Origin of the sequence: Thermocatellispora tengchongensis (genome assembly GCF_014202315.1) — a bacterium.
Classification (GTDB): Bacteria; Actinomycetota; Actinomycetes; order Streptosporangiales; family Streptosporangiaceae; genus Thermocatellispora; species Thermocatellispora tengchongensis.
Map to the genome: position 1 here is coordinate 40,556 of NZ_JACHGN010000026.1, position 20,666 is coordinate 61,221.

The 20,666-nt window shown below is 73.2% G+C and carries 17 protein-coding genes; 8 read left to right on the plus strand and 9 right to left on the minus strand.

Features of this window, described 5'->3' with window-relative positions; all coding sequences use genetic code 11:
- Nucleotides 1–15: 15 nt before the first annotated feature.
- Both HNP84_RS57095 and HNP84_RS42500 read right to left on the minus strand, forming a co-directional pair.
- Complete coding sequence (locus tag HNP84_RS57095) at nt 16–1,791, minus strand: hexose kinase (protein WP_246519353.1); 1,776 nt, start codon at nt 1,789–1,791, stop codon at nt 16–18.
- Nucleotides 1,788–2,678, minus strand: a complete 891-nt coding sequence (locus HNP84_RS42500; protein ID WP_185055763.1) for an SIS domain-containing protein — start codon at nt 2,676–2,678, stop codon at nt 1,788–1,790. The genes HNP84_RS57095 and HNP84_RS42500 overlap by 4 nt, the downstream gene beginning before the upstream one ends.
- Nucleotides 2,679–4,090: 1,412 nt before the next feature.
- Between HNP84_RS42500 and HNP84_RS42505 the strand changes: the two genes are divergently transcribed.
- Together HNP84_RS42505 and HNP84_RS42510 are read left to right on the plus strand one after the other, a co-directional pair.
- A complete protein-coding gene (locus HNP84_RS42505; protein WP_185055764.1) occupies nt 4,091–5,407 on the plus strand; it encodes a family 4 glycosyl hydrolase in 1,317 nt (438 codons plus the stop codon).
- Nucleotides 5,404–6,195 (plus strand): DeoR/GlpR family DNA-binding transcription regulator, encoded by a 792-nt coding sequence (locus HNP84_RS42510; RefSeq protein WP_185055765.1) that lies wholly within the window; start codon nt 5,404–5,406, stop codon nt 6,193–6,195. The genes HNP84_RS42505 and HNP84_RS42510 overlap by 4 nt, the downstream gene beginning before the upstream one ends.
- Here HNP84_RS42510 and HNP84_RS42515 read toward each other — a convergent pair.
- Both HNP84_RS42515 and HNP84_RS42520 read right to left on the minus strand, forming a co-directional pair.
- Nucleotides 6,188–7,492: an alpha-glucosidase/alpha-galactosidase gene (locus HNP84_RS42515; RefSeq protein WP_185055766.1), complete on the minus strand. Its 1,305-nt coding sequence runs from the start codon at nt 7,490–7,492 to the stop codon at nt 6,188–6,190. The genes HNP84_RS42510 and HNP84_RS42515 overlap by 8 nt on opposite strands.
- Nucleotides 7,489–8,415, minus strand: a complete 927-nt coding sequence (locus HNP84_RS42520; protein WP_185055767.1) for a carbohydrate kinase family protein — start codon at nt 8,413–8,415, stop codon at nt 7,489–7,491. Before HNP84_RS42520 ends, HNP84_RS42515 begins: the two co-directional genes overlap by 4 nt.
- Before the next feature lie 190 nt (nt 8,416–8,605).
- On the opposite strand from HNP84_RS42520, the gene HNP84_RS42525 reads away from it, so the two are divergent.
- The 3 genes from HNP84_RS42525 to HNP84_RS42535 are packed head-to-tail and all read left to right on the plus strand — an operon-like array spanning nt 8,606 to nt 11,727.
- Nucleotides 8,606–9,517 carry a carbohydrate ABC transporter permease gene (locus tag HNP84_RS42525; protein ID WP_221337444.1) on the plus strand — a complete coding sequence of 304 codons (912 nt, stop codon included), beginning with the start codon at nt 8,606–8,608 and terminating at the stop codon, nt 9,515–9,517.
- The gene (locus HNP84_RS42530) at nt 9,514–10,404 is read left to right on the plus strand and encodes a carbohydrate ABC transporter permease (RefSeq protein WP_185055769.1); all 891 of its coding nucleotides are present in this window, start codon (nt 9,514–9,516) and stop codon (nt 10,402–10,404) included. The genes HNP84_RS42525 and HNP84_RS42530 overlap by 4 nt, the downstream gene beginning before the upstream one ends.
- Nucleotides 10,405–10,422: 18 nt before the next feature.
- Nucleotides 10,423–11,727 carry an ABC transporter substrate-binding protein gene (locus HNP84_RS42535; protein ID WP_221337445.1) on the plus strand — a complete coding sequence of 435 codons (1,305 nt, stop codon included), beginning with the start codon at nt 10,423–10,425 and terminating at the stop codon, nt 11,725–11,727.
- A 12-nt stretch (nt 11,728–11,739) separates the two neighbouring features.
- Here the strand turns inward: HNP84_RS42535 and HNP84_RS42540 are convergent, their stop codons facing one another.
- Nucleotides 11,740–12,753 carry a TlpA disulfide reductase family protein gene (locus tag HNP84_RS42540; RefSeq protein WP_185055771.1) on the minus strand — a complete coding sequence of 338 codons (1,014 nt, stop codon included), beginning with the start codon at nt 12,751–12,753 and terminating at the stop codon, nt 11,740–11,742.
- 107 nt (nt 12,754–12,860) lie between these two features.
- On the opposite strand from HNP84_RS42540, the gene HNP84_RS42545 reads away from it, so the two are divergent.
- Both HNP84_RS42545 and HNP84_RS42550 read left to right on the plus strand, forming a co-directional pair.
- Complete coding sequence (locus HNP84_RS42545) at nt 12,861–13,799, plus strand: aldo/keto reductase (RefSeq protein WP_185055772.1); 939 nt, start codon at nt 12,861–12,863, stop codon at nt 13,797–13,799.
- A gap of 99 nt (nt 13,800–13,898) precedes the next feature.
- On the plus strand, nt 13,899–14,912 hold the full coding sequence (locus HNP84_RS42550) for an NAD(P)-dependent alcohol dehydrogenase (protein ID WP_246519354.1): 1,014 nt from the start codon (nt 13,899–13,901) through the stop codon (nt 14,910–14,912).
- 41 nt (nt 14,913–14,953) lie between these two features.
- On the opposite strand, the gene HNP84_RS42555 is transcribed toward HNP84_RS42550, so the two are convergent.
- The 4 genes from HNP84_RS42555 to HNP84_RS42570 are packed head-to-tail and all read right to left on the minus strand — an operon-like array spanning nt 14,954 to nt 19,423.
- On the minus strand, nt 14,954–16,225 hold the full coding sequence (locus HNP84_RS42555; RefSeq protein WP_221337447.1) for an enolase C-terminal domain-like protein: 1,272 nt from the start codon (nt 16,223–16,225) through the stop codon (nt 14,954–14,956).
- Nucleotides 16,222–17,106 (minus strand): carbohydrate ABC transporter permease, encoded by an 885-nt coding sequence (locus HNP84_RS42560; protein ID WP_221337448.1) that lies wholly within the window; start codon nt 17,104–17,106, stop codon nt 16,222–16,224. The genes HNP84_RS42555 and HNP84_RS42560 overlap by 4 nt, the downstream gene beginning before the upstream one ends.
- Nucleotides 17,103–18,062: a carbohydrate ABC transporter permease gene (locus HNP84_RS42565; protein WP_312926942.1), complete on the minus strand. Its 960-nt coding sequence runs from the start codon at nt 18,060–18,062 to the stop codon at nt 17,103–17,105. The genes HNP84_RS42560 and HNP84_RS42565 overlap by 4 nt, the downstream gene beginning before the upstream one ends.
- Entirely contained in the window at nt 18,059–19,423 is a 1,365-nt protein-coding gene (locus HNP84_RS42570) for an ABC transporter substrate-binding protein (protein WP_185055774.1), read from the minus strand. Before HNP84_RS42570 ends, HNP84_RS42565 begins: the two co-directional genes overlap by 4 nt.
- A gap of 204 nt (nt 19,424–19,627) precedes the next feature.
- Here HNP84_RS42570 and HNP84_RS42575 point away from each other — a divergent pair, with 204 nt between their 5' ends.
- Complete coding sequence (locus HNP84_RS42575; RefSeq protein WP_221337449.1) at nt 19,628–20,641, plus strand: hydroxyacid dehydrogenase; 1,014 nt, start codon at nt 19,628–19,630, stop codon at nt 20,639–20,641.
- Nucleotides 20,642–20,666 lie beyond the last annotated feature (25 nt).

The following is a 20,666-nucleotide window of genomic DNA, read 5'->3' on the forward strand; positions in this document are numbered from 1 at the left end:
CGGCCCGGGGCGGGCTCAGCGTCCGTTCAGCAGGCGGAGCAGGCGGGCGACCTCGCCGGCGACCGCGTCGCGGCCCGCCTTGAGGTACTTGCGCGAGTCCACCACGGCGGGGTCGGCGGCGAGCCGGTCGCGTACGGCCTGGGTGAACGCCTTGTTCAGGTGCGTCGCGATGTTGATCTTCTTCATGCCGCGGCCCACGGCCGCGCGGAGGGTCTCGTCGGGCACCCCCGAGGAGCCGTGCAGCACCAGCGGCACCGGCACCGCGGCGCGCAACTCGGCGATCAGGTCCAGGTCCAGCACGGCGTCCTTCGTGGTCATCGCGTGGGAGGTGCCCACGGCCACGGCCAGGGCGTCCACGCCGGTCTCGGCGACGTACGCGGCGGCGTCGCCGGGGTCGGTCCTGGCGCCGGGCGCGTGCACGCCGTCCTTGCCGCCGACCTCGCCCAGCTCGGCCTCCACCCACACGCCGCGCTCGTGGCACCACCGGGTCACCTCCGCCGTGGCGGCGACGTTGGCGGCGTCGTCGAGCGCCGAGGCGTCGTACATGACCGAGCCGATGCCCAGGTGCACGGCCTCCTCGACCAGGGCGCGGTCGGTGGCGTGGTCGAGGTGGACCGCGACCGGCACCGCCGCGGCCCGCGCCACGGCCAGGCTGGCCAGCGCCACCGGGGCCAGCGCGCCGTGGTAGCGGACGCAGTTCTCGCTGATCTGCAGCACGACGGGCGCCTCAGCGGCCTCGGCGCCGGCCACGATGGCCTCGGCGTGTTCGAGCTGGATGACGTTGAACGCGCCGACCCCGAGGGGGGCGTCGCGGACGATGCCGGCGATTCCGGCGAGGGGCATGACGGTCTCCTGCCTGGGGTGGGCTCGATTACCTGGGGGTGGACTCGATGACGACGGCGGGATGGACGTCGGCGTAGACGGCGCGTCGAAGTCGCCCGCGACGGGGGCGGCGACCGCCGCGGCGCCGAGCGCGGCGGCGCGGCGCAGCCGCTCCGGCCAGGGCGCGCCCTGGACCAGGCCGAGCGTCAGCCCGGCCACCAGCGCGTCGCCCGCGCCGGTCGGGTTGCCGAGCACCCGGTACGGCATGCGCGCCCGCCAGGTGCCCTCCTCGGTGACGGCCAGCACGCCGTCGGCGCCCATGGACACCACGACCGCCCCGGCGCCCGCGCCGCGCAGGGCCTCGGCCCCGGCCGCCACGCCGGGCCCGGCGCCCACCGCGCGGGCCAGCTCGTCGGCGTTGGGCTTGATCACCGCCGGGCGTCCGGAGGGCGCGCGGCGCAGCGTCTCGCCGTCGGCGTCCACGATCGCCGGGACGCCGTGCCGGGCGGCGGTCGCGGCCAGGGTGGCGTACACGCCGGCGGGCACGCCGCGCGGCAGGCTGCCCGAGATCACCACGGCGCGGGCGCGCTCCAGCGCGTGCTCGTACCCGGCCATGAAGCGAACCAGCTCCTGCGCGGTGACCTCCGGCCCCGGCTCGTTGAACAGCGTCGTACGACGGTCGTCGCCGCAGACGGCCAGCGTGGCGCGCGAGTCGCCGGCGATGCCGGTGAACGCGGCCGGGATGCCGCCGGCCGCCAGGTCGGCGAGCACGGCCTCGCCGGTCGCGCCGCCGGCCAGGCCCAGCGCCAGGACCTCCTGGCCGAGCGCCGCCAGCACCCGGGCGACGTTGACCCCTTTGCCGCCCGCCCGCCGGTGCACGGCCCGGACCCGGTTGACGCCGTCCCAGTCGATCCCGTCCACCTCGTAGGTGACGTCGAGCGCGGCGTTCAGCGTGACCGTGACGATCATGACGGTGAGTTCAGGATCACCGAGCGGGTGAGGTGCATCGGCTCGTCGGGGTCCAGCCCGCGCGCGTGCGCGCGGGCCACCGCCACCCGCTGCGCCCGGATCAGCTCGGCCATCGGGTCGAGCCCGCTCTCCAGGAACGCGCCGCCCGCCGCCTCCACCTGCTCGCGCAGCCCGGCCGGGGCGGCGCCGAGCATCCAGGTCACCCGGCCGGGCCCGGCGATGCTGATCGGCCCGTGGCGGTACTCCATCGCCGGGTACGCCTCCGTCCAGGACCGCGAGGCCTCGCGCATCTTCAGCGCGGCCTCCCGCGCCAGCCCGTAGGACCACCCGGTGCCCAGGAACGCGATCTGCTCCGCCTCCTGCGCCTCGGCCGGCAACGGCTCCGCGAGCGCCCGCCCGGCGTCGGCCACGGCCCCGCTCAGGTCCTCCCCCAGGTGCGCCCGCAACAGGGCGAGCTGGGTGGTGGCGAAGCGGGTCTGCACCACCGAGCGCTCGTCGGCGAACTCCAGCACGACGACCTGATCGGCCAGCCCCATCACCGGAGTCCCCGGGTCGGCGGTGATCGCGGTCGTGCGCGTCCTCCCTCCCTCGCGCACCCGGCGCAGCAGGTCGAGCACCTCGGTGGTGGTGCCGGACCTGGTGAGCGCGAGCACCCGGTCGTACGGCCGGTGAACCGGCGCCTCGGAGGCCGCGAACGCGTCGGTCTCACCGTGCCCGGCCCGCTCCCGCAGCACCGCGTACGCCTGCGCGATGAACCACGACGTGCCGCACCCCACCACGGCGACCCGCTCCCCCCGCTCGGGCAAGGCCCCCGCCGGCACCGCCATGCCCACGGCACGTTCCCAGCAGGCGGGCTGCGACGCGATCTCGATCTCGGTGTGGCTCACAGGTCTTCTCCTCACTGCTCGGAGATGCATGATTTATCGAAAGAAACTGCAAAGTCAAGCAGCCAGTCGCAGGTCTTGCGTGTTCAACCCAGCACTGACGGCCACCTACAGCCACAAAACGCCCGCCCAGCGCAGGGATCACGCAGTGATCGCCAGTGCGCGCAGTTGCAAGAATGTGGCCTGACAGCGATATCCCTGCGCACGGGCGACGGCATGGTGCGCACGGAAACCGGGTGCTCAAGCAGTGAGCGCGCACGCACGCGTGCGGGCCGGACCACATCGCGGCACCCGCCGGTGCCAGAGCACGCGCCCTCCACACCCACACCCGGCCACCGACACGTGCCGGTGCCACAGCCCAGCGGCCACTCCCACACCGGGCCCACCCGCCACCGCGCCACGAGCCCCGCGCCTCCCCTGCGGACCGTGCCGGCCGTGGGGGCGGGGAGGGCCGTGCGGGCGGGGAGGGCCGTGCAGCCGGGGAGGGCCGTGCAGGCCGTGCCGACCATCGGGCGGGGCCGGCCGTGCCGGCCGTGCGGGCGGGGCCGGCCATGCCGACCATCGGGCGGGGCCGGCCATGCCGACCATCGGGCGGGGCCGGCCGTGCCGACCATCGGGCGGGGCCGGCCGTGCCGACCATCGGGCGGGGCCGGCCATGCCGACCATCGGGCGGGGCCGGCCGTGCCGACCATCGGGCGGGGCCGGCCGTACCAGCCGTGCGGGCGGGGCGCTCAAGTAGTGTGCGCGCGTACACGCGTGCGGGCCGGACCACATCGCAGCACGCGCCGGTGCCGGAGCCCGGGGCCACTCCATGCGCCCAGGGCTGTGCTGGGCCGCGCTGCGCCACGTCCGTCGTGCCGCGCCGCCTCCCGTGGCGGCCCGCGCCTGGTCCGGCGCAGGACGATGCCGTGGCCAACTCGGCGCGGAACGGACGCGGGACAGCGCGCGGAACCCGGATAGGACACGCGACGGCGCCGCACCGCGCCCCGGCGGCGGCCCGGGCGGCCCGCGCGGCGGGGGTGCCGGCCGGGTCGAAGGCGATTCCGGCGTCGTGCCGCGGCGCGCTGCGCCGCATCGTCCGGGCACGCAGCGGGTCCGCGGCACGCCACCGCCGCGTCCGCCTGCCCCATGGGGCGGCGTCGCGATGCCCGCCGCAGCGCCCGGCCCGCAGCGGTGTCGCGGTGTGGGCCGGGTGTGTCGCCGTTCCGGAGGAGGTGGCCGGATCGGTCGTGCCGGACTCGATGCAGACCACGGTTTGTCCCTGTCCGGGAGGAGGTGGCGGGAGGGCGTGGGGTTTCCGGAGGTTCTGGCATCCCGTCCCGGTTTGCGCTCCCCGGCGAGGGCGGGGGGTGGAGGGGCTTCGGGGTGGAGGGCCGGGGTGGGAGGATGGGCGGCGTGCGGGGTGGGAGGTGAGGATGGCGCGGATTGTGTTCGTGGGCGTGGCGGATGTGGATCTGCTGCGCAGGGTCGTGTCGGACCTGGTGCTGGCTCCCTCGTTGCGGGGCGGGCTGGAGATCGTGCTGCACGATGAGGACCCGGGGCATCTCGCCACGGCGGAGGCGCTGGTCCGGGCGCTGGACGCCGAGGCGGGGGCGGGGGCGGGCATCCGTACGTGTGCGGTGCGGCGGCGGGCGTTGCTCGGGGCGGACTTCGTGGTCGGGCATCTCGACGTGGGCGGGTTCGAGGCGACGTTGCGGGACTTCGAGATCCCGCACCGCTACGGGCTGCGGCAGACGATCGGCGACACGATCGGCATCGGGGGGATCTTCCGGGGGCTGCGCACCATCCCGGTGATGGTGGAGCTGGGCCGGGAGATGGCCGAGGTGTGCCCGTCCGCGTGGCTGCTGAGCTGCACCGACCCGATGGCGATGACGGGCTGGGCGGTGTACGAGGCGACCGGGTTCGAGCGGTTCGCCGGGGTGTGCCACGCGGTGTGCGACACCCATGCCTATCTGGCCGACCTGGTGGGCCGGGGCCTGGACGAGATCGACTTCCTGACCGCGGGGCTGAACCACCAGTCGTTCGTGCTGCGGTTCGAGGCCGGTGGGCGGTCGCTGTACCCGGAGCTGGACGCGGTGCTGGAGGCCGACCCCGAGCTTGAGCGGCACGTGCGGGTGGAGATGTACCGGCGGTTCGGCCACTTCCCCACCCAGTCCAGCGAGCACGCCGCCGAGTACGTCCCGTGGTTCATGCGGCACGCGGCCGAGACCGCGCGGCTGGGCGTGCCGGTGGAGGAGTACCTGCGCCGGGCGGGGCGGAGCCTGCACCAGTACGAGGAGACGCGGCGCGCCCTGTCGGCGGGCCGGCCGCTGCTGGTCCGCTGGCAGCACCAGGAGCCGGCCGCGGCGGCGATCCTGGCCATGCTCACCGGGCAGCCGAAGGAGGTCTACGTCAACGTGCCCAACCGCGGGCTGATCGGCAACCTGCCCGAGGGGTGCTGCGTGGAGGTGCCGGCGCTGGTCGACTCCGGCGGCGTCCATCCGCGGCCGGTGGGCGAGCTGCCGCCGCAGTGCGCGGCGCTCAACCGCACGTTCCTGAACGTCGTGGAGCTGACCGTGCGCGCGGTGCTCGACGGCGATCCGCGGCACGTGCACCACGCGGCGATGCTCGATCCGAACACCGCGGCCACGCTGCCGCTGCCCGCGATCGAGGCCTTGTGCGAGGAGATGATCGAGGCCCACGGCGACCTGCTGCCCGAGGCGATCCGGCGTACGGCGGGCGCGCGGTCATGACCGAGTCGATGCCGACCGAGGTCCGCCGGGAGCGGATGCTCGGCATGCTGATGGAGCAGGAGTTCGCCCGGGTCGCCGAGCTGGCCGAGGCGTTCGGGGTGTCCAGCGTGACCGTGCGGGCCGACCTGGACGCGCTGGAGGAGCAGGGCCGCATCCGGCGGGTGCGCGGCGGCGCGGTGGTCGCCGGGCCGGCCCCGCGCACCGAGCCGTCGTTCGAGCTGTCGCTGGGCACGGCGGCGGTGGAGAAGGCGCTGATCGCCAAGGCGGCGGCGCGGCTGGTCGGCTCGGGCGAGAGCGTGATGATGGGGGCGGGCACCACGACCGCGTACGTGGCCAGGGAGCTGGTGGCGCGGGCCGACCTGACCGAGGTCACCGTGTTCACCAACGGGCTGCGCACGGCACTGGAGCTGGAGCCGGCGCTGCCCCGCTTCGCCGTGGTGGTGACCGGGGGGAGCCTGCGCCGCCAGCAGCACTCCCTGGTCGATCCGCTCGGCGGGAAGATCATCGAGGGCATCCGGGTGGACACCGTCTTCCTCGGCTGCGGCGGCGTGCATCCCGACGCCGGGATCAGCAACGTGAACCTGCCCGACGCCGAGATGAAGCAGCGGATGCTGCGCGCGGCCACCCGGCGCATCGTGGTCGCCGACTCCTCCAAGCTGGGCGTCACCTGCATGGCGCCGATCTGCCCCCTGTCCGAGATCGACCTGCTCATCACCGGCGAGGCGGCCGATCCCGGGCTGGTCGCGGTGCTGCGCGACCGGGGGCTGAAGGTGGAGCTGGCTAGCTGACCAGGGTCGTGCGCAGCGCCTCGGGGAGCAGGTCGCCGTGGGCGCGGGTCAGGTCGTCGCACATGCGCCAGATGTCGTCCAGCGAGAGCGTCGCCGAGGCGTTGGGGTCGATCATGACGGCGTGGCGCACGTGCTCGGGGCGGCCCTCGCGGGCGGCGCGCACGGTCAGCTCGTTGACGCTGACGTAGGTGCGGTTGAGCGCGGCGCACTGCGGCGGCAGCTCGCCGATCCGGGTGGGGCGCACCCCGCTCGCGTCCACGGCGCACGGCACCTCGACGACGCAGCCGGGGAGCAGGTTGGCGATCAGGCCGTCGTTGACGACGTTGCCGTAGACCACCCGCGGCTCGCCGGTGACGACGCTGTGGATGATCTGCGGGGCGTACTCGCCGGTGCCCTCGACCGGCAGCTCGGCGCCGTGGCGCACGGCGTCGCGGGTGCGCTTGTACTCGCGGGTGTTCTCCTCGCTGATCCGCACGTACTCGCCGACGGGGATGCGCAGCCGGTCGATCTCGGCGTCGTGGCGCAGCAGCCAGGGCAGGTACTCCGCCGAGTGCTCGCTGGTCTCGGTCGGGTAGTGGCCCAGCCGCCGGTACATCTCCACCCGCACCCGGCGCCGCAGCTCGGGGTCGGCCTCGACGGCGGCGTCAAGGCGGCGGTAGAGGTCCTCGCCGTCGCGCTCGAAGCGCAGCACCCACGCCTGGTGGTTGACGCCCGCGGCCAGGTAGCCGACCTCCTCGTACGGCACCCGCACCAGGTCGCAGAGCCCGCGCATGGTCCAGTACACCGAGTGGCACAGCCCGACGACGTTGGCCACCTTGCCGCTGAGGTACCAGACGTTCATGGCCATCGGGTTGGTGTAGTTCAGCAGCAGCGCGCCGGGGCAGACCGCGGCCATGTCGGCGGCGATGGCGTCCAGGACGGGGAAGGTGCGCAGGGCGCGGAAGACGCCGCCCGCGCCGATGGTGTCGGCGATGGTCTGCCGCAGGCCGTAGCGCGCGGGGATCTCGAAGTCGGCGACGGTCGCCTCGTGCCCGCCGACCTGGATCATGTTGATGACGAAGTCCGCGCCGTCGAGGGCGGCCCTGCGGTCACCGGTGGCGGTGATCCGCGGCGTGGCGCCCCGCGCGGCGGCGATGCGGTGCGCGACCGCCTCGGCGACCTGGAGCCGCTCGGGGTCGATGTCGTGCAGCGCGATCACGGCCTGGCGCAGCTCGGGGTAGGCCAGCAGGTCGGCGAGCAGGCCGTGGGTGAACACGACGCTGCCCGCGCCGATGAAAACGATCTTCGGGTTTCTCATGACGAGAGGGCTTCCTCCCAGGTGGGCTGTGCCGCGGTGCCGCCGGCGGCGCGGGTGGACAGGGTGCCGCAGGCCACGGCGACCTCCAGGCAGCGGCGCAGGGGCAGGCCGCGCAGGCGGGCGGCCAGCAGGCCGGCGTTGAAGGAGTCGCCGGCGCCGACCGCGTCGGCGAACTCCGTGGCGGCCGGGGCCGGGACCGCGACCGGGTCGCCGTCGAGCGACAGGGCGCCGTCGCGGCCTCGTTTGACCACGGCCGTGACGCCCCGCGCGGCCAGGTCGCGCAGCGCGGCCTCCAGATCGCCGTCCGCACGGCCGGCTATCGCCAGGGCCTCGCGGTCGTTGGGCAGCAGCAGGTCGGTCACGGGCAGGACCTCCTCCAGGCCCCGCCATCGGCCGGCCGGGTCGTCGTTGGTGTCCAGCGAGGTCGTACGCCCCGCCGCCCGCGCCGCCCGGAACAGGCCCGGCAGTCCCGCGGCCAGCTTGGGCTGGAGGTAGAAGGAGGAGACGTGCACGTGGCGCGAGCCGCGCAGCAGCTCGGGCGGCACGTCGGCGGGGTCGAGGCGGTCCAGCGCGCCGGGCGCGGTGAGGATGGCCCGGTCGGGGCCGTCGGCGAGCACCACGGTGATCGCCGTGGGGGCGCCGGGGTCGGGCACGCAGGCGGAGACGTCCACCCCGCGCCGCGCGAGGGCGTCGAGCACGAACCGCCCGGCCGCGTCGTCGCCCACCCGCCCGGCGAACGCGGTGCGCAGCCCGAGCCGGGCCGCCCCGGCCGCGGTGATCGCCCCGGAGCCGCCGAGCACCAGGTGCCCGGCCTCCACCAGTTCCTCGCGCTGGCCGAAGGCCGGGCGCCTCGGCGCGCCGGAGAGGATCACATCCGGGTTCGCGTCGCCGACGACGAGCAGGTCGAAGTCTGAAGTCGCCATGGCCCCGAACGCTCCCAGCACCTTCGATAACTTGTCAAGTCTTGCGCATGTGCGGGGACAGCGCGGTGAATGCCGGGATTATCGAAGGTATTGACAAGGTATCGAAAGCAGCCATCATGGACTGCAACATCCCGCCCCACCGGCTCACCCGGTGCCCAGGAGGTCTGGAGATGCCGCGACGATGACGGCCATGACGCTTGCGAAATCGGCGACCCGTGCCCGTGCCCGGCGGCGCGGGCACGGCGACGGCAGGACGGCGCTGGGGTTCCTCGCGCCGGTCTTCCTGGGGTTCGCCGTGTTCTACCTGTATCCGGCGGTACGCGGCGCGTGGTACTCCCTGACCGACTGGAACCTGCTGTCCGAGCCCCGGTTCGTCGGCCTGGACAACTACGCGACGCTGGTCGGCGACCCGCTGTTCTGGAACTCGCTGAAGGTCACCGCGTACTACGTGGTGCTCACCGTCGGCATGCAGATCCTCGGCGGGCTGCTGCTGGCCGCGCTGCTGCACCGCCTGACCCGCTCGCTGGTGCTGCGCTCGCTGCTGCTGGTGCCGTGGCTGGTGCCCAGCGTGACCACGGCCCTGCTGTGGATGTGGCTGCTCGACGCCAACCTCGGCTTCTTCAACCACCTGCTGACCGCCGCCGGCCTGGACAACCAGGGCTTCCTCACCTCGCCGGACCTGGCCCTGCCCAGCGTGGCCACGATCAACGCCTGGAGCGGCACCGGCTACACCGCGCTGCTGCTGTACGCCGGGATGCTGCTGGTCCCGCCGCAGATCTACGAGGCGGCGGCGATCGACGGCACCGGCGAGGTGCGCACGTTCTTGTCGGTCACGCTGCCGCTGATCCGCCCGATCCTGGCCTTCGCGCTGGTGGTGTCGCTGATCTCCTCCTTCCAGCTCTTCGACACCGTGGCGGTCACCACCAAGGGCGGGCCGGTCAACGCCACCCGGGTCATCTACTTCTACATCTACGAGCAGGCGTTCACCCACTTCAAGATGGGCTACGCCTCGGCGCTGGCGCTGAGCCTGGTGCTCGTCCTCGGCGCGCTCACCTTCGTCCAGATGCGCCTGCTGCGCGCCTCCACCTCGGACCTGACATGAGCAGAAACACCCGGCCCTCGATCGGCCGCGTGGTGGCGTGGGCCTGCCTGATCGCCGCCGTCGTCATCTCCCTGTTCCCGCTGTACTGGATGCTGCGCACCGCGATCACGCCGGGGCGCGAGCTGGCCGCCGACAACGCCGGACTGCTGCCCGACAACCCCACCCTGATCAACTTCGAGCGGGTGCTCGGCCTGGTCGGCAGGGAGGAGGCCCGCGCGGCCGGGGGCTCCGGGGCCGAGCTGGACTTCTTCCTCTACCTGCGCAACTCGGTCGTGTACACCGGCCTGATCACCGTCGTGCAGACCCTGCTGTGCGCGATGGGCGGCTACGCCTTCGCCCGGCTGCGCTTCCGGGGCCGCGACGCGCTGTTCGGCCTGTTCGTGGCCGCGCTGATGGTGCCCCCGATCTTCACGCTGCTGCCCAACTTCGTGCTGGTCAAGGAGCTGGGCTGGCTGAACACCTATCAGGGGCTGGTCGCGCCCAGCCTGCTGATGACGCCGTTCGCGGTGTTCTTCCTGCGCCAGTTCTTCCTGGGCATCCCGCGCGAGGTCGAGCAGGCGGCGCTCATCGACGGCGCCGGCCGCTGGACGATCTTCTGGCGGGTCGTGCTGCCCATGACCAAGGGCCCGCTGCTCACCCTGGCCCTGACCACCGCGGTGTGGACCTGGAACGACTACCTGTGGCCGCTGCTGGTGGCGCCGGGCGAGGAGACCCGGGTGCTCACCGCGGCCCTGGGCATCTTCCTGCGCCAGTCGCCGAACACCTCCCCCGACTGGACCGGCCTGATGGCGGGCTCGGCGCTGTCGGTCGTCCCGGTCCTGCTGCTGGTGGTCTTCTTCGGCCGCCGGCTCGTGGACTCGATCCAGTTCTCCGGCATGAAGGGATAAATGATGAAAAAGGCGTTCATGGCGGCGACTGCCGTGCTTCTTACGGCCTCCTGCGGGGGCGGCGGCGCCGGCGACGGCTCGGTCACGCTGACCTACTCGCTCTGGGACGACGCGCAGCAGGGGGCGTACCAGCAGTGCGCCGACGCCTTCCAGAAGGCCAACCCGGGCATCCGCATCAAGATCGACCAGCACGCCTGGGACGAGTACTGGCAGAACCTCACCACGCGGATGGTCTCCGGCGACGCCCCCGACGTGATCACGATGCAGGCGTCGTACTACCCGCAGTTCGTCAAGAACGGCCAGCTCCTGGACATCCAGCCCATGGTCCAGGCCGAGAAGGTGGACCTGTCGCAGTACTGGCCGGGCCTGGCCGAGTTGTGGGTCAAGGACGGCAAGCGCTACGGCCTGCCCAAGGACTGGGACACCATCGCCATCGTCTACAACGTGGACCTGGTCAAGAAGGCCGGTGTGGACCTCAGCGACCTGACCTGGAACCCGCGCGACGGCGGCAGCTTCGAAAAGGCCCTGGCCAGGCTGACCGTGGACACCGAGGGCAGGCGCGGCGACGAGCCCGGCTTCGACAAGGACAACGTGGCCGTGCGCGGCATCGTGCCCGAGCTGAACGACGGCTCGCAGGGCCAGAACGGCTGGGGCGACCTGGCGGTCTCCAACGGCTTCACCTTCATCGACAAGAACCCGTTCGGCACCAGGTACTTCTACGACGACCCGCGGCTGGCCGAGACCGTGACCTGGTTCAAGAGCCTGTCCGACAAGGGGTACGCCACCCCGTACGACAAGAACAGCTCGCTCGGCCCCGACGCGGTGCTGAACTCCGGCAAGGCCGCGCTCGGCATCACCGGGTCGTGGATGATCAAGACGTACCTGGACTCGACCGAGCAGAAGTTCGCCTTCGCGCCGCTGCCCAAGGGGCCGCAGGGCCGCAAGTCCGCCTTCAACGGCCTGGCCGATGTGATCTACTCCGGCACCGAGCACAAGGACGCCGCCTGGAAGTGGGTGAAGTTCCTCGGCTCGGCCGAGTGTCAGAACATCGTCGCCGACAGCGCCGTGGTCTTCCCGGCCATCACCTCCGCCACCGAGCGCGCCCTGGCCGCACACGAGGCGGCCGGGCGCGACGTGCGGCTCTTCGTGGACCAGGCCAAGGACCCCGAGGGCACCTTCCTGCTGCCGGTGAGCGACCACGGCGACGAGATCAACCAGATCGTGGGCACCGCCATGGAGGAGGTCTGGCTCGGCCAGAAGGACGCCACCTCCGCGCTCACCGCGGCGAACCGGCAGGTCAACGCCCTGTTCGCCGGCGAGTGAGCGCCCCGCGGGTCAGGAGGACGCCGAGGGCGCCTGCCAGTCCGGGAGCGGACGGTAGATCGGCACCCCGGCGGCCTCCAGCTCGGCGCGCAGCTCGAAGTACGCCTCGCCGAACGGGTCCACGCCGTCGAGCGGCATCAGGCCCCGCCTGATCGACACGTCGTGCGGGGCCAGCGCCGCGGCGGCGTCCAGGTGGCGCCGCGCGGCGGCGGTGCGTCCTCGGCGGAACAGCCACGCGGCCACGCGGGCGTGCAGCCGGGCGGTGCGCTCCTCCTCGGTGGGCAGGCGCAGGTGCGCCCGCGCCTCCTCGGCGGTCAGGCCCGGCTCGTCCGCCAGCACCCAGCGGCGCAGCGCCGCGGTGGCGGCCTCGGCGGACAGGTTGTTCATCGACCGGAAGGTGTCGGTGGCGGTCATGGTGTCCTGCGGGCGGGCGATCCGGCCCTCCTCGTCCACCCAGACCACGGTCGGCACGTTGACGATGTTGTACAGCTCGGCGACCACGCCCTCGGCGTCGATGAGCGCGGGGTGCGCCACGTCCGCGATCCACGGCGCCGCGTCGGCCGGGTCGCGGTCCAGCGACACACTGACCAGCGTGAACCCGCCGGCGGCGGACAGCTCCCGGTGCAGCGCGTCCCAGGCGGGGATGTCGTAGCGGCAGCCGCACCACGACGCCCAGAACACCAGCGCGACCTTCGAGCCGCGCAGCGCGGACAGTTCGAACCTGCCGCCCTGGGGCAGGTCCAGGGCGAAGCCGGGAGCGTGGTCCACGGCCAGCTCGGCCGGCTCGCCGATCGCCAGCACGCCCTCCTCCCGGTCCAGCACCACGGGCCGGCTCAGGAGACCGGCGAACCGCACCAGGTCCACGCCCTCGGGCGTCTCGGCCTCGGCGGCGCGGAACGCGGGTATGCACGCCTCGCCCCGGCACCAGCCGTGCGGCTTGCGCTCCCAGCCGAGCACCGGCTCCCCCGCCGGAACCACGAGTCCGTCCACCTGCTCCACGCGACCGCCGGTCAGCAATGTGATCACGCCGCACCCCCCATTGGATAGTTCTACTCTCTAGATATTAGATAGTTGAACTCTCCAATGCAACCTCACTTGACCTGGAGTTCGCTCCATCTCCCATGGTTTGTGCCATGACACGACTTCCGATCGCATTGGGCACGATTCCGTTCGGCACCACCGTGGACGAGCGCACCTCGTTCGCGATCCTGGACAGGTTCGCCGAGGCGGGCGGAACGATGCTGGACACCGCGAACAACTACCCCTTCTGGAACGAGGGCCGCACCGGCGACGAGAGCGAGGCCACCCTCGGCGCGTGGCTCGCCTCGCGCGGCAACCGCGACGCGATGGTGCTCGGCACCAAGTGCGGCGCGCGGCCGACCGTGCCAGGGGACCGGACGCTGGACTCGGCCGAGGGGCTGTCCGCCCGCGTCATCCGCGAGGCGGCGCAGGGCAGCCTGCGCCGGCTGCGCACCGACCGCATCGACGTCTACTGGGCGCACATCGAGGACCGGTCGGTCCCCCTGGAGGAGACGCTGGGGGCGTTCGGCGAACTGGTCCGCGAGGGCGTGGTGCGGGAGATCGGGGCCAGCAACATCCCCACCTGGCGGCTGGAGCGGGCCCGCGCGCTGTCGCGGGCCAACGGCTGGGCGCCGTACACGCACCTCCAGCTCCGGCACACCTACCTGCGCCCGCGCCCGTGGGTGCGGCTGCCGGAGGCCGGGCACACCCTGGTCTCGGACGAGGCGCTGGACTACGTGCGCTCCGAGCCGGACCTGACGCTGTGGGCGTACAACACGCTGATGTTCGGCGCCTACACCCGGCCCGACCGGCCGATCCAGGAGATCTTCGACCACCCCGGGACGACGCGGCGGATGGCCGTGCTGCGCGAGGTGGCCGGGGAGCTGGGGGCCACGCCGAACCAGGTGGTCCTGGCCTGGCTGATCGGCGGCGACCCGGCCATCGTGCCGATCGTCGGGGTGAGCACGCTGGAGCAGCTTGAGGAGATGATCGCCGCCGCCGATCTGAAGCTGGAGGAGGACCAGCGGGCCCGCCTGGACGCGGCGAGCTGAGCCGGGCCGGCGAAGTAAAAAATCATTGACATCATGTCCGCTTCGCTTTACCTTGCCTATGTCTGGTTTTTTTGACATCGGCGAGAGGCGGAGACCACGATGGCGATGACGACGACGATGACGACGGCCGCGACGGCGACCATGAGGGCCGCGGTCCGCGAGCGGTACTGCGGCCCCGGCGAGGTGCGTACGGAGCGGGTGGCCAGGCCGGTCCCCGGGCCGGGCGAGGTGCTCGTCCGGGTCCGGGCGGCCGGCCTCGACCAGGGGGTGTGGCATCTCCTGACCGGGCTGCCCTACCCGGTCCGGCTGGCCGGCTACGGCCTGTTCCGGCCGAAGACCCCTGTCCTCGGCCGCGACCTCGCGGGGATCGTCGATGCGGTCGGCGCGGGCGTGACCCGGTTCCGGCCGGGCGACGAGGTGTTCGGGGCCTGCGACGGCTCCTTCGCCGAGTACGCCCGCGGCGGCGAGGACGCGTTCGCGCCCAAGCCGGCGAACCTCACCTTCGAGCAGGCGGCGGCGGTGCCCACCAGCGCGTGCGCCGCCCTGCACGGGCTGCGCGACGCCGGGGGCGTGCGGGCCGGGCAGAAGGCGCTGGTCACCGGGGCGGGCGGGGGCGTGGGCGGGTTCGCGGTGCAACTGGCCCGCTCCTTCGGCGCGCACGTCACGGGCGTGTGCCGCGGCACGAAGGCCGACCTGGTCCGCTCGCTCGGCGCGCAGGACGTCATCGACCACACCCGCGAGGACGTGACCGACCGGCCGCACCGATACGACCTGATCCTCGACACCGCGGGCAACCGCCCGCTGTCGCTGCTGCGCCGCGCCCTCACGCCCACGGGCACCCTGGTCATCGTGGGCGGGGTGCGCAAGGGCCGATGGCTGCAGGGCTCCGACCGGCAGGTGCGGGCGATGCTGCTGTCGCGGTTCACCCGGCAGACCCTGCGCGGCCTGATGTCCGCCGGACGGGCCGAGGACCTGCGGTTCCTGACCGGGCTGATCGAGGCGGGCGAGGTCACCCCGGTCATCGACCGCGCCTACCCGCTCGACCGGCTGCCCGAGGCCCTGGAGTACCTGCGCGCGGGCCACGCCACGGGCAAGGTCGTCATCCTCCCCTGACCCCAGGCCCTGATCCCAGCCCTTGATCCAAGGCCCCGCCCTCAGGGCGGTTCCAGCCCGCCGTCGGGGCGGCGCACGCGGGCGGCCCACCGCTCATGGGCGTGGGTGGACGGCGGGTGCTTCGCCGCCGCGGCCTCGTCGAGGTCCACCCCCCACCCGGGCTCGCCCGACGGGTGCAGGTGGCCCTCGCGGATGACGGGCGTGCCGGGGAAGACCTCGTGCACGGCGTCGGGATACTCGTGCCCCTCCTGGATGCCGAAGGCGGGACTGGCCAGGTCCAGGGCGAGGTTGGCCGCCAAACCCACCGGGGAGACGTCGGCGGGGGCGTGCCAGGCGGTGCGGACGCCGGTCAGCTCGCACAGCGCCGTGATCTTGACGGCCGGGGTGAGCCCGCCGATGGCCGACAGGTGCAGCCGCAGCAGATCGACACCGCCGTTCATGACCAGCCGGGCGGCCTCGGGCACCGAGGTCAGCAGCTCGCCGGCCGCGATCGGCACCGGCGAGGCCGCGCGTACCTCCGGCAGCCGGTCGTAGTGCTCCGGCGCGACCACGTCCTCCAGGAAGAACAGCCGGTACGGCTCCAGGGCGCGGGCCAGCACCACGGCCTGCTTGGGCGTCAGCCGGGAGTGGACGTCGTGCAGCAGTTCCACCTCCTCCCCCAGCTCCTCGCGGGCCCGCCGGAACAGCTCCGGGGTGGTGCGCAGGTAGTGCTGCACGTCCCAGCCGTCGGGGTACGGCGCGTCCGGGTAGCCGCCCCCGGTGCGCGGCGCCCCGTACGTGCCAAGGCCCGGCTGGGCGGTCTGGAGCCGCACGTGCCGCACCCCGGAGTCCATGATCATGCGGGCGTGCTCCAGCGTGCCGGCGACCGTGGCCCCGGTGGCGTGCAGGTAGACGGGGACGGCGGCGCGCACCCGGCCGCCGAGCAGGTCGTACACCGGCATGCCGGCCCGCTTGCCCGCGATGTCCCACAGGGCCAGGTCCACACCGGAGATGGCGTTGTTCCCGACCGGCCCGTCGCGCCAGTACGACGAGAAGTGCAGCATGCGGAAGATGTCGCCGATGTCGGCCGGGTGCCGCCCGATCAGCATCGGCGCGAGGTGGTGCTCCACGGCGGCGCGCACCGCCTCGAACCGCTGGGTGAAGGTGGCGCAGCCCAGCCCGTAGAGCCCCGGCTCGGAGGTGTCCACCCGGACGACCACGAGCGGCACGCCCTCCGGGGCGGTGACGATCGGGCGCACGGCGGTGATGCGCAGCTTGTCGCGGGCCGGCCAGGGCGCCTGGGTCTCCGGCATCACGCCGTCGCCGGGGCTCATCCCTTCAGTCCCGTGAAGGCGATGCCCCGCACCACGTACCTCTGGAAGATCAGGAAGATCAGCAGCGGCGGGACCGTCGCGATGAGCAGCCCCGCCACCAGCAGGGCCGGCTCGGCCGCCTGGGCCAGGCGGGGCAGCGCCACGGCGATCGGCTGGGCCTGCGGATCGGTGATCGCGATCAGGGGCCACAGGAAGTCCTTCCACGCGTTCATCACCGCGAACAGCGAGATGACGGCCAGGATCGGGGTGGACATGGGCAGCACGATCCGGCGGAAGACCGTCCAGGAGCCGGCCCCGTCCACCCGGGCGGCCTCGAACAGCTCGCGCGGGATCGCGTCGAAGAACTGCTTGGCGAGCAGGATGTTGAAGGCGTGGGCCCCGGCCGGCAGCCACACCGCGAGCGGGGTGTTGGCGATGGACACGTTCAGGCCGGGCAGGTCGAGCACGGTCAGGTAGAGCGCGACCAGCGTGACCGTGCCGGGCACGAACAGGGTGATCAGGAACGCGCCGTAGACGTACCTGCCGTACCACGGGCGCACCACCGACAGGGCGTAGCCCGCGGTGGTCGCCACGACGGCCTGGACCAGCCACGAGCCGGCCACCAGCACGACGGTGTTGAGCAGGTAGTGCCTGATCTCCAGGCTGGTCCAGGCGTCGGCGAGGTTGCCCCAGCGGGGCGAGGCGGGCCACAGCGCCAGCGGGTCGGCCAAGAGGTCGGCGGTGGAGGAGACCGCGGCCTTGAGGGTCCACAGCAGGGGGCCGAGCCCGGCGAGCAGCAGGATCGCGAACAGCAGGACGTGGGCGGCGCGCCACCCGGTGCCGGTGAGCGGCTTGCGCCAGTCGGCCTCGGAGAGCAGGCCGCGGCCGGGTGCGGGCGTCATCGGGAGCTCCATCCTCTCGTCAGCCGCAGGTACAGCGCCGAGACGACCGCGAGCGCCACGGCGAGCAGGACGCTCAGCGCGGTGGCGGTGCCGTAGTCGCCGAACAGGAACGCGTAGCGGTAGATCATCAGCAGCACGGTCACGGTGGCGTTCTCCGGGCCGCCGTCGGTCATGACGTACGGCTCGGTGAACACCTGAAGGCAGCCGATGATCTGCAGCAGGAGCAGCACCAGGATCACGCCGCGGAGCTGGGGCAGCATCACGTGCCACACGCGCCGGGCGATCGAGGCGCCGTCGGTCTCGGCGGCCTCGTACAGCTCGCGCGGGACCGCGACCAGCGCGGCCAGGTAGATCAGCACGGCCCCGCCCGCGCCCGCCCAGGTGGCCTCGACGACCAGGCTCGGCATCGCCCAGGCCGGCGACTGCAGCCACGGGTACGGGCCCAGGCCCACCAGCCCGAGCACCGCGTTGATCAGGCCGGAGTCGGGGTCGTAGAAGATCTTCCACAGCAGCACCGACACCACCGGCGGCACGATGACCGGCAGGTAGACCAGCACCCGCGCCGGCGCGCCGAAGCGGCGCAGCTCGGAGATGAGCACGGCCAGGACCAGCGGCGCGGGCAGCCCGATCAGCAGCGACAGCACGGTGTACCACAACGTGTTGAGCACCGCGGTCGGCAGCAGCGGGTCGGCGAACAGGACCTCGAAGTTGCGCAGGCCCACCCAGCGCGCCGGGTCCACCAGGTTGGTCTGCTGGAGGGCGAGGACCACGCTGCGGCCGATGGGCCACCAGGCGAAGTAGCCGAAGCAGGCCAGCGCGGGCAGCAGGAACACCAGCCCGGCCAGGGCGCGCCGGCCGCGGTCGGAGCGTCCGGGCCGGGCCCCGGCACGCCGGCCCGGCGCCGCCTCGGGGGCGGCGCCGGCCGGGGAGGGTGCGGTGGCGACCACGGGCGTCACTGCTGCTTGCCCAGGATGGCGTTGACCCGGGTCTCGGCGTCGGCGAGGAGCGCGGCCGGGTCGGCGTCCCGCCGGGTGAGCACCGCCTGGGCGACGGGGTCGAGGGCCGCGTAGATCTCCTGGCTGGCGACCTGGGGCTCGGGGGTGAAGGTGAGCGAGCCCAGCGAGGCGACGTAGGCCGCGAAGTGGTCCTGGGGCACGTTGGCGTGCGGGGCGATCGCCTTGTAGATCTTGTCCGCGGTGGCCTGGTCGAAGATCGGCAGTACCGGTACCCCGACCGGGGTGCCGTCGGCGGCGGCGGCCTTGGCCGTGGCGACCGCGGCCTCGGTGTCGAAGTTGGGGCGCAGGTAGCGGTACTGGATCCACTTGACGGCCGCGGCGCGCTGCTCGGGGGTGGCCTTGGCGTTGACCATGTGGATGGTGCCGCCGACGAGGGTGGCGGAGCCGGCGCCCTGCGGCATGGGCCCGGCGCCGAAGTCCTCGGGCTTGCCGCCGTTGGTGACGTAGGTGGGGTAGATGTCGGACGGCGAGGTGACCCACATGCCGATCTTGCCGGCGGCGAACTGGGCGATCATGTCCTCCTGCTTGCCCAGCACGTTGCCGCCCATCGAGTCGTCCTCCCAGCGCATCGCGCGCCAGCGGTCCAGCACCCTGCGGGCGGCGTCGCCGTTGAAGGCCGCGGTCCACCTGCCGCCGGCCTGCTCGATCATCGAGCCGCCCTCGCTGTAGGTGTAGGCCGTCAGGTGCCAGCCGCCGCTGTTGTTGGTGGTGATCTCGCCGAAGCCGACGGCGCCGGTCTTGTCCTTGATCTGCTTGGCGTAGGCGCGCACGTCGTCCCAGGTCGCCGGGGGCTTGTCCGGGTCCAGCCCGGCCTTGGCGAACAGGGCCCGGTTGTAGGCCAGCCCGAGCGCGTACGCCTTCTCGGGCAGGCCGTACGTCACGCCGTTCCTGGTCACGTAGGACATGATGTCCGGGTTGAGCGAGCGGTACTCGGCGAGCGCGGTGGCCTCCTTGGTGATGTCGGCGACCTGACGCCGCTCGATCAGCCCGGCCGGCTCGGTGAGCGGCACCCGCAGCACCGTGGGCGCGCTGCCTCCGGCGAGCATCGGCGCGAAGGTCTTGACGTCCCAGGGCATGTCCGAGCCGACCACCTTGATACCGGGGTTGGCCTTCTCGAAGGCCGCGACCTGGTCCTGGAACAGCTTGCGCCCCTTGGCGTTGGTCGCGGCCGGCATCCCCATCACGGTGATCGTGGTCACGCCGCCCTGCGCGGTCTCGGCGTCCTGGCCGCATCCGGCGCCGGCGACCGTGAGCACGGCCACGAGCGCGCAGGCGCTCAGGCTGCGGAAATGGGATCTCATCTGTACCTCCATGGGGCGGGAACGCGCGCCGCTGCCCCAAGCCGGGGGATGTCATCGGTGTGACGCCGGGATGCCCACCCTGTTACGTCCTGGCCATAGTGAACGCGAATCGCACAAAAGACAAGACCTGTGAAACACAAGTTTCCAACTTGTATACTTTGGGTCGCTAGTGCGCAGTTCTCCTACCGGCAGGAGCCCATCGCAGTGATCCAGCGGCCCGAAGCACTCGTCGTCATGGCGCGGGAGACGTACCGGATGTCGTTCGACGACGAGCGGCGCGAGCGCCTCGTCCGGCTGGCCGTCGTACGCGAGCCGGTGTTCGTGACCGAGCTGGACTCGCCGGCCGCGCGCGAGCGCCTGGCCACGGCCGACGTGCTCGTCACCGGGTGGGGGTGCCCCCCGCTGACCGCCGAGGTGCTGGCCGGCGCGCCCCGGCTGCGCGCGGTCTTCCACGCGGCCGGCACCGTCAAGGACCACGTCACCGGTGCGTGCTGGGAGCGCGGCATCGTGGTGACCTCGGCGGCGCGGGCCAACGCCATCCCCGTCTCGGAGTACACGCTGGCCGCGGTGCTGATGGCCGGCAAGCGGGCGCACCGCTTCGCCGCCGCCTACCGCGGCAGCCCCGGGGTGTGGGAGCCGTGGCGCGACGCGGTGCCCGATCCGTCCAACTACCGGCGTACGGTCGGGATCGTCGGGCTGTCCAACGTGGGGCGCAGGGTCGCGGCGCTGCTGCGCTCCTTCGACGTCACCGTGCTCGCCGCCGACCCGCACGCCTCGGCCGCGGGCGCCGCCGCCGTCGGCGCGTCCCTGGTGGACCTGGAGACCCTGCTGCGGCGCAGCGACATCGTGACCCTGCACGCGCCGCAGCTTCCCGAGACCCGGCACCTGCTGGACCGCCGCAGGCTGGCCATGCTCCGCGACGGCGCCACCGTGATCAACACCGCCAGGGGCGGCCTGGTGGACACCGCCGCGCTCACCGACGAGTGCGCCGCCGGACGGCTCGACGCGATCCTCGACGTCACCGATCCCGAGCCGCTGCCCGCGGGCTCGCCGCTGTACACGCTGCCCAACGTGGTGCTCACCCCGCACATCGCCGGGGCGCTGGGCAGCGAGACGTACCGGCTGGTGGACGCGGCGCTGGACGAGCTGGCCCGCTTCGCCGAGGGCCGCGCCCCCCTGCACGCGGTCCGCGGCGACGACCTGTCCAAGATCGCCTGAGGGGGCGCGCCCCGGCGGGCGCGCC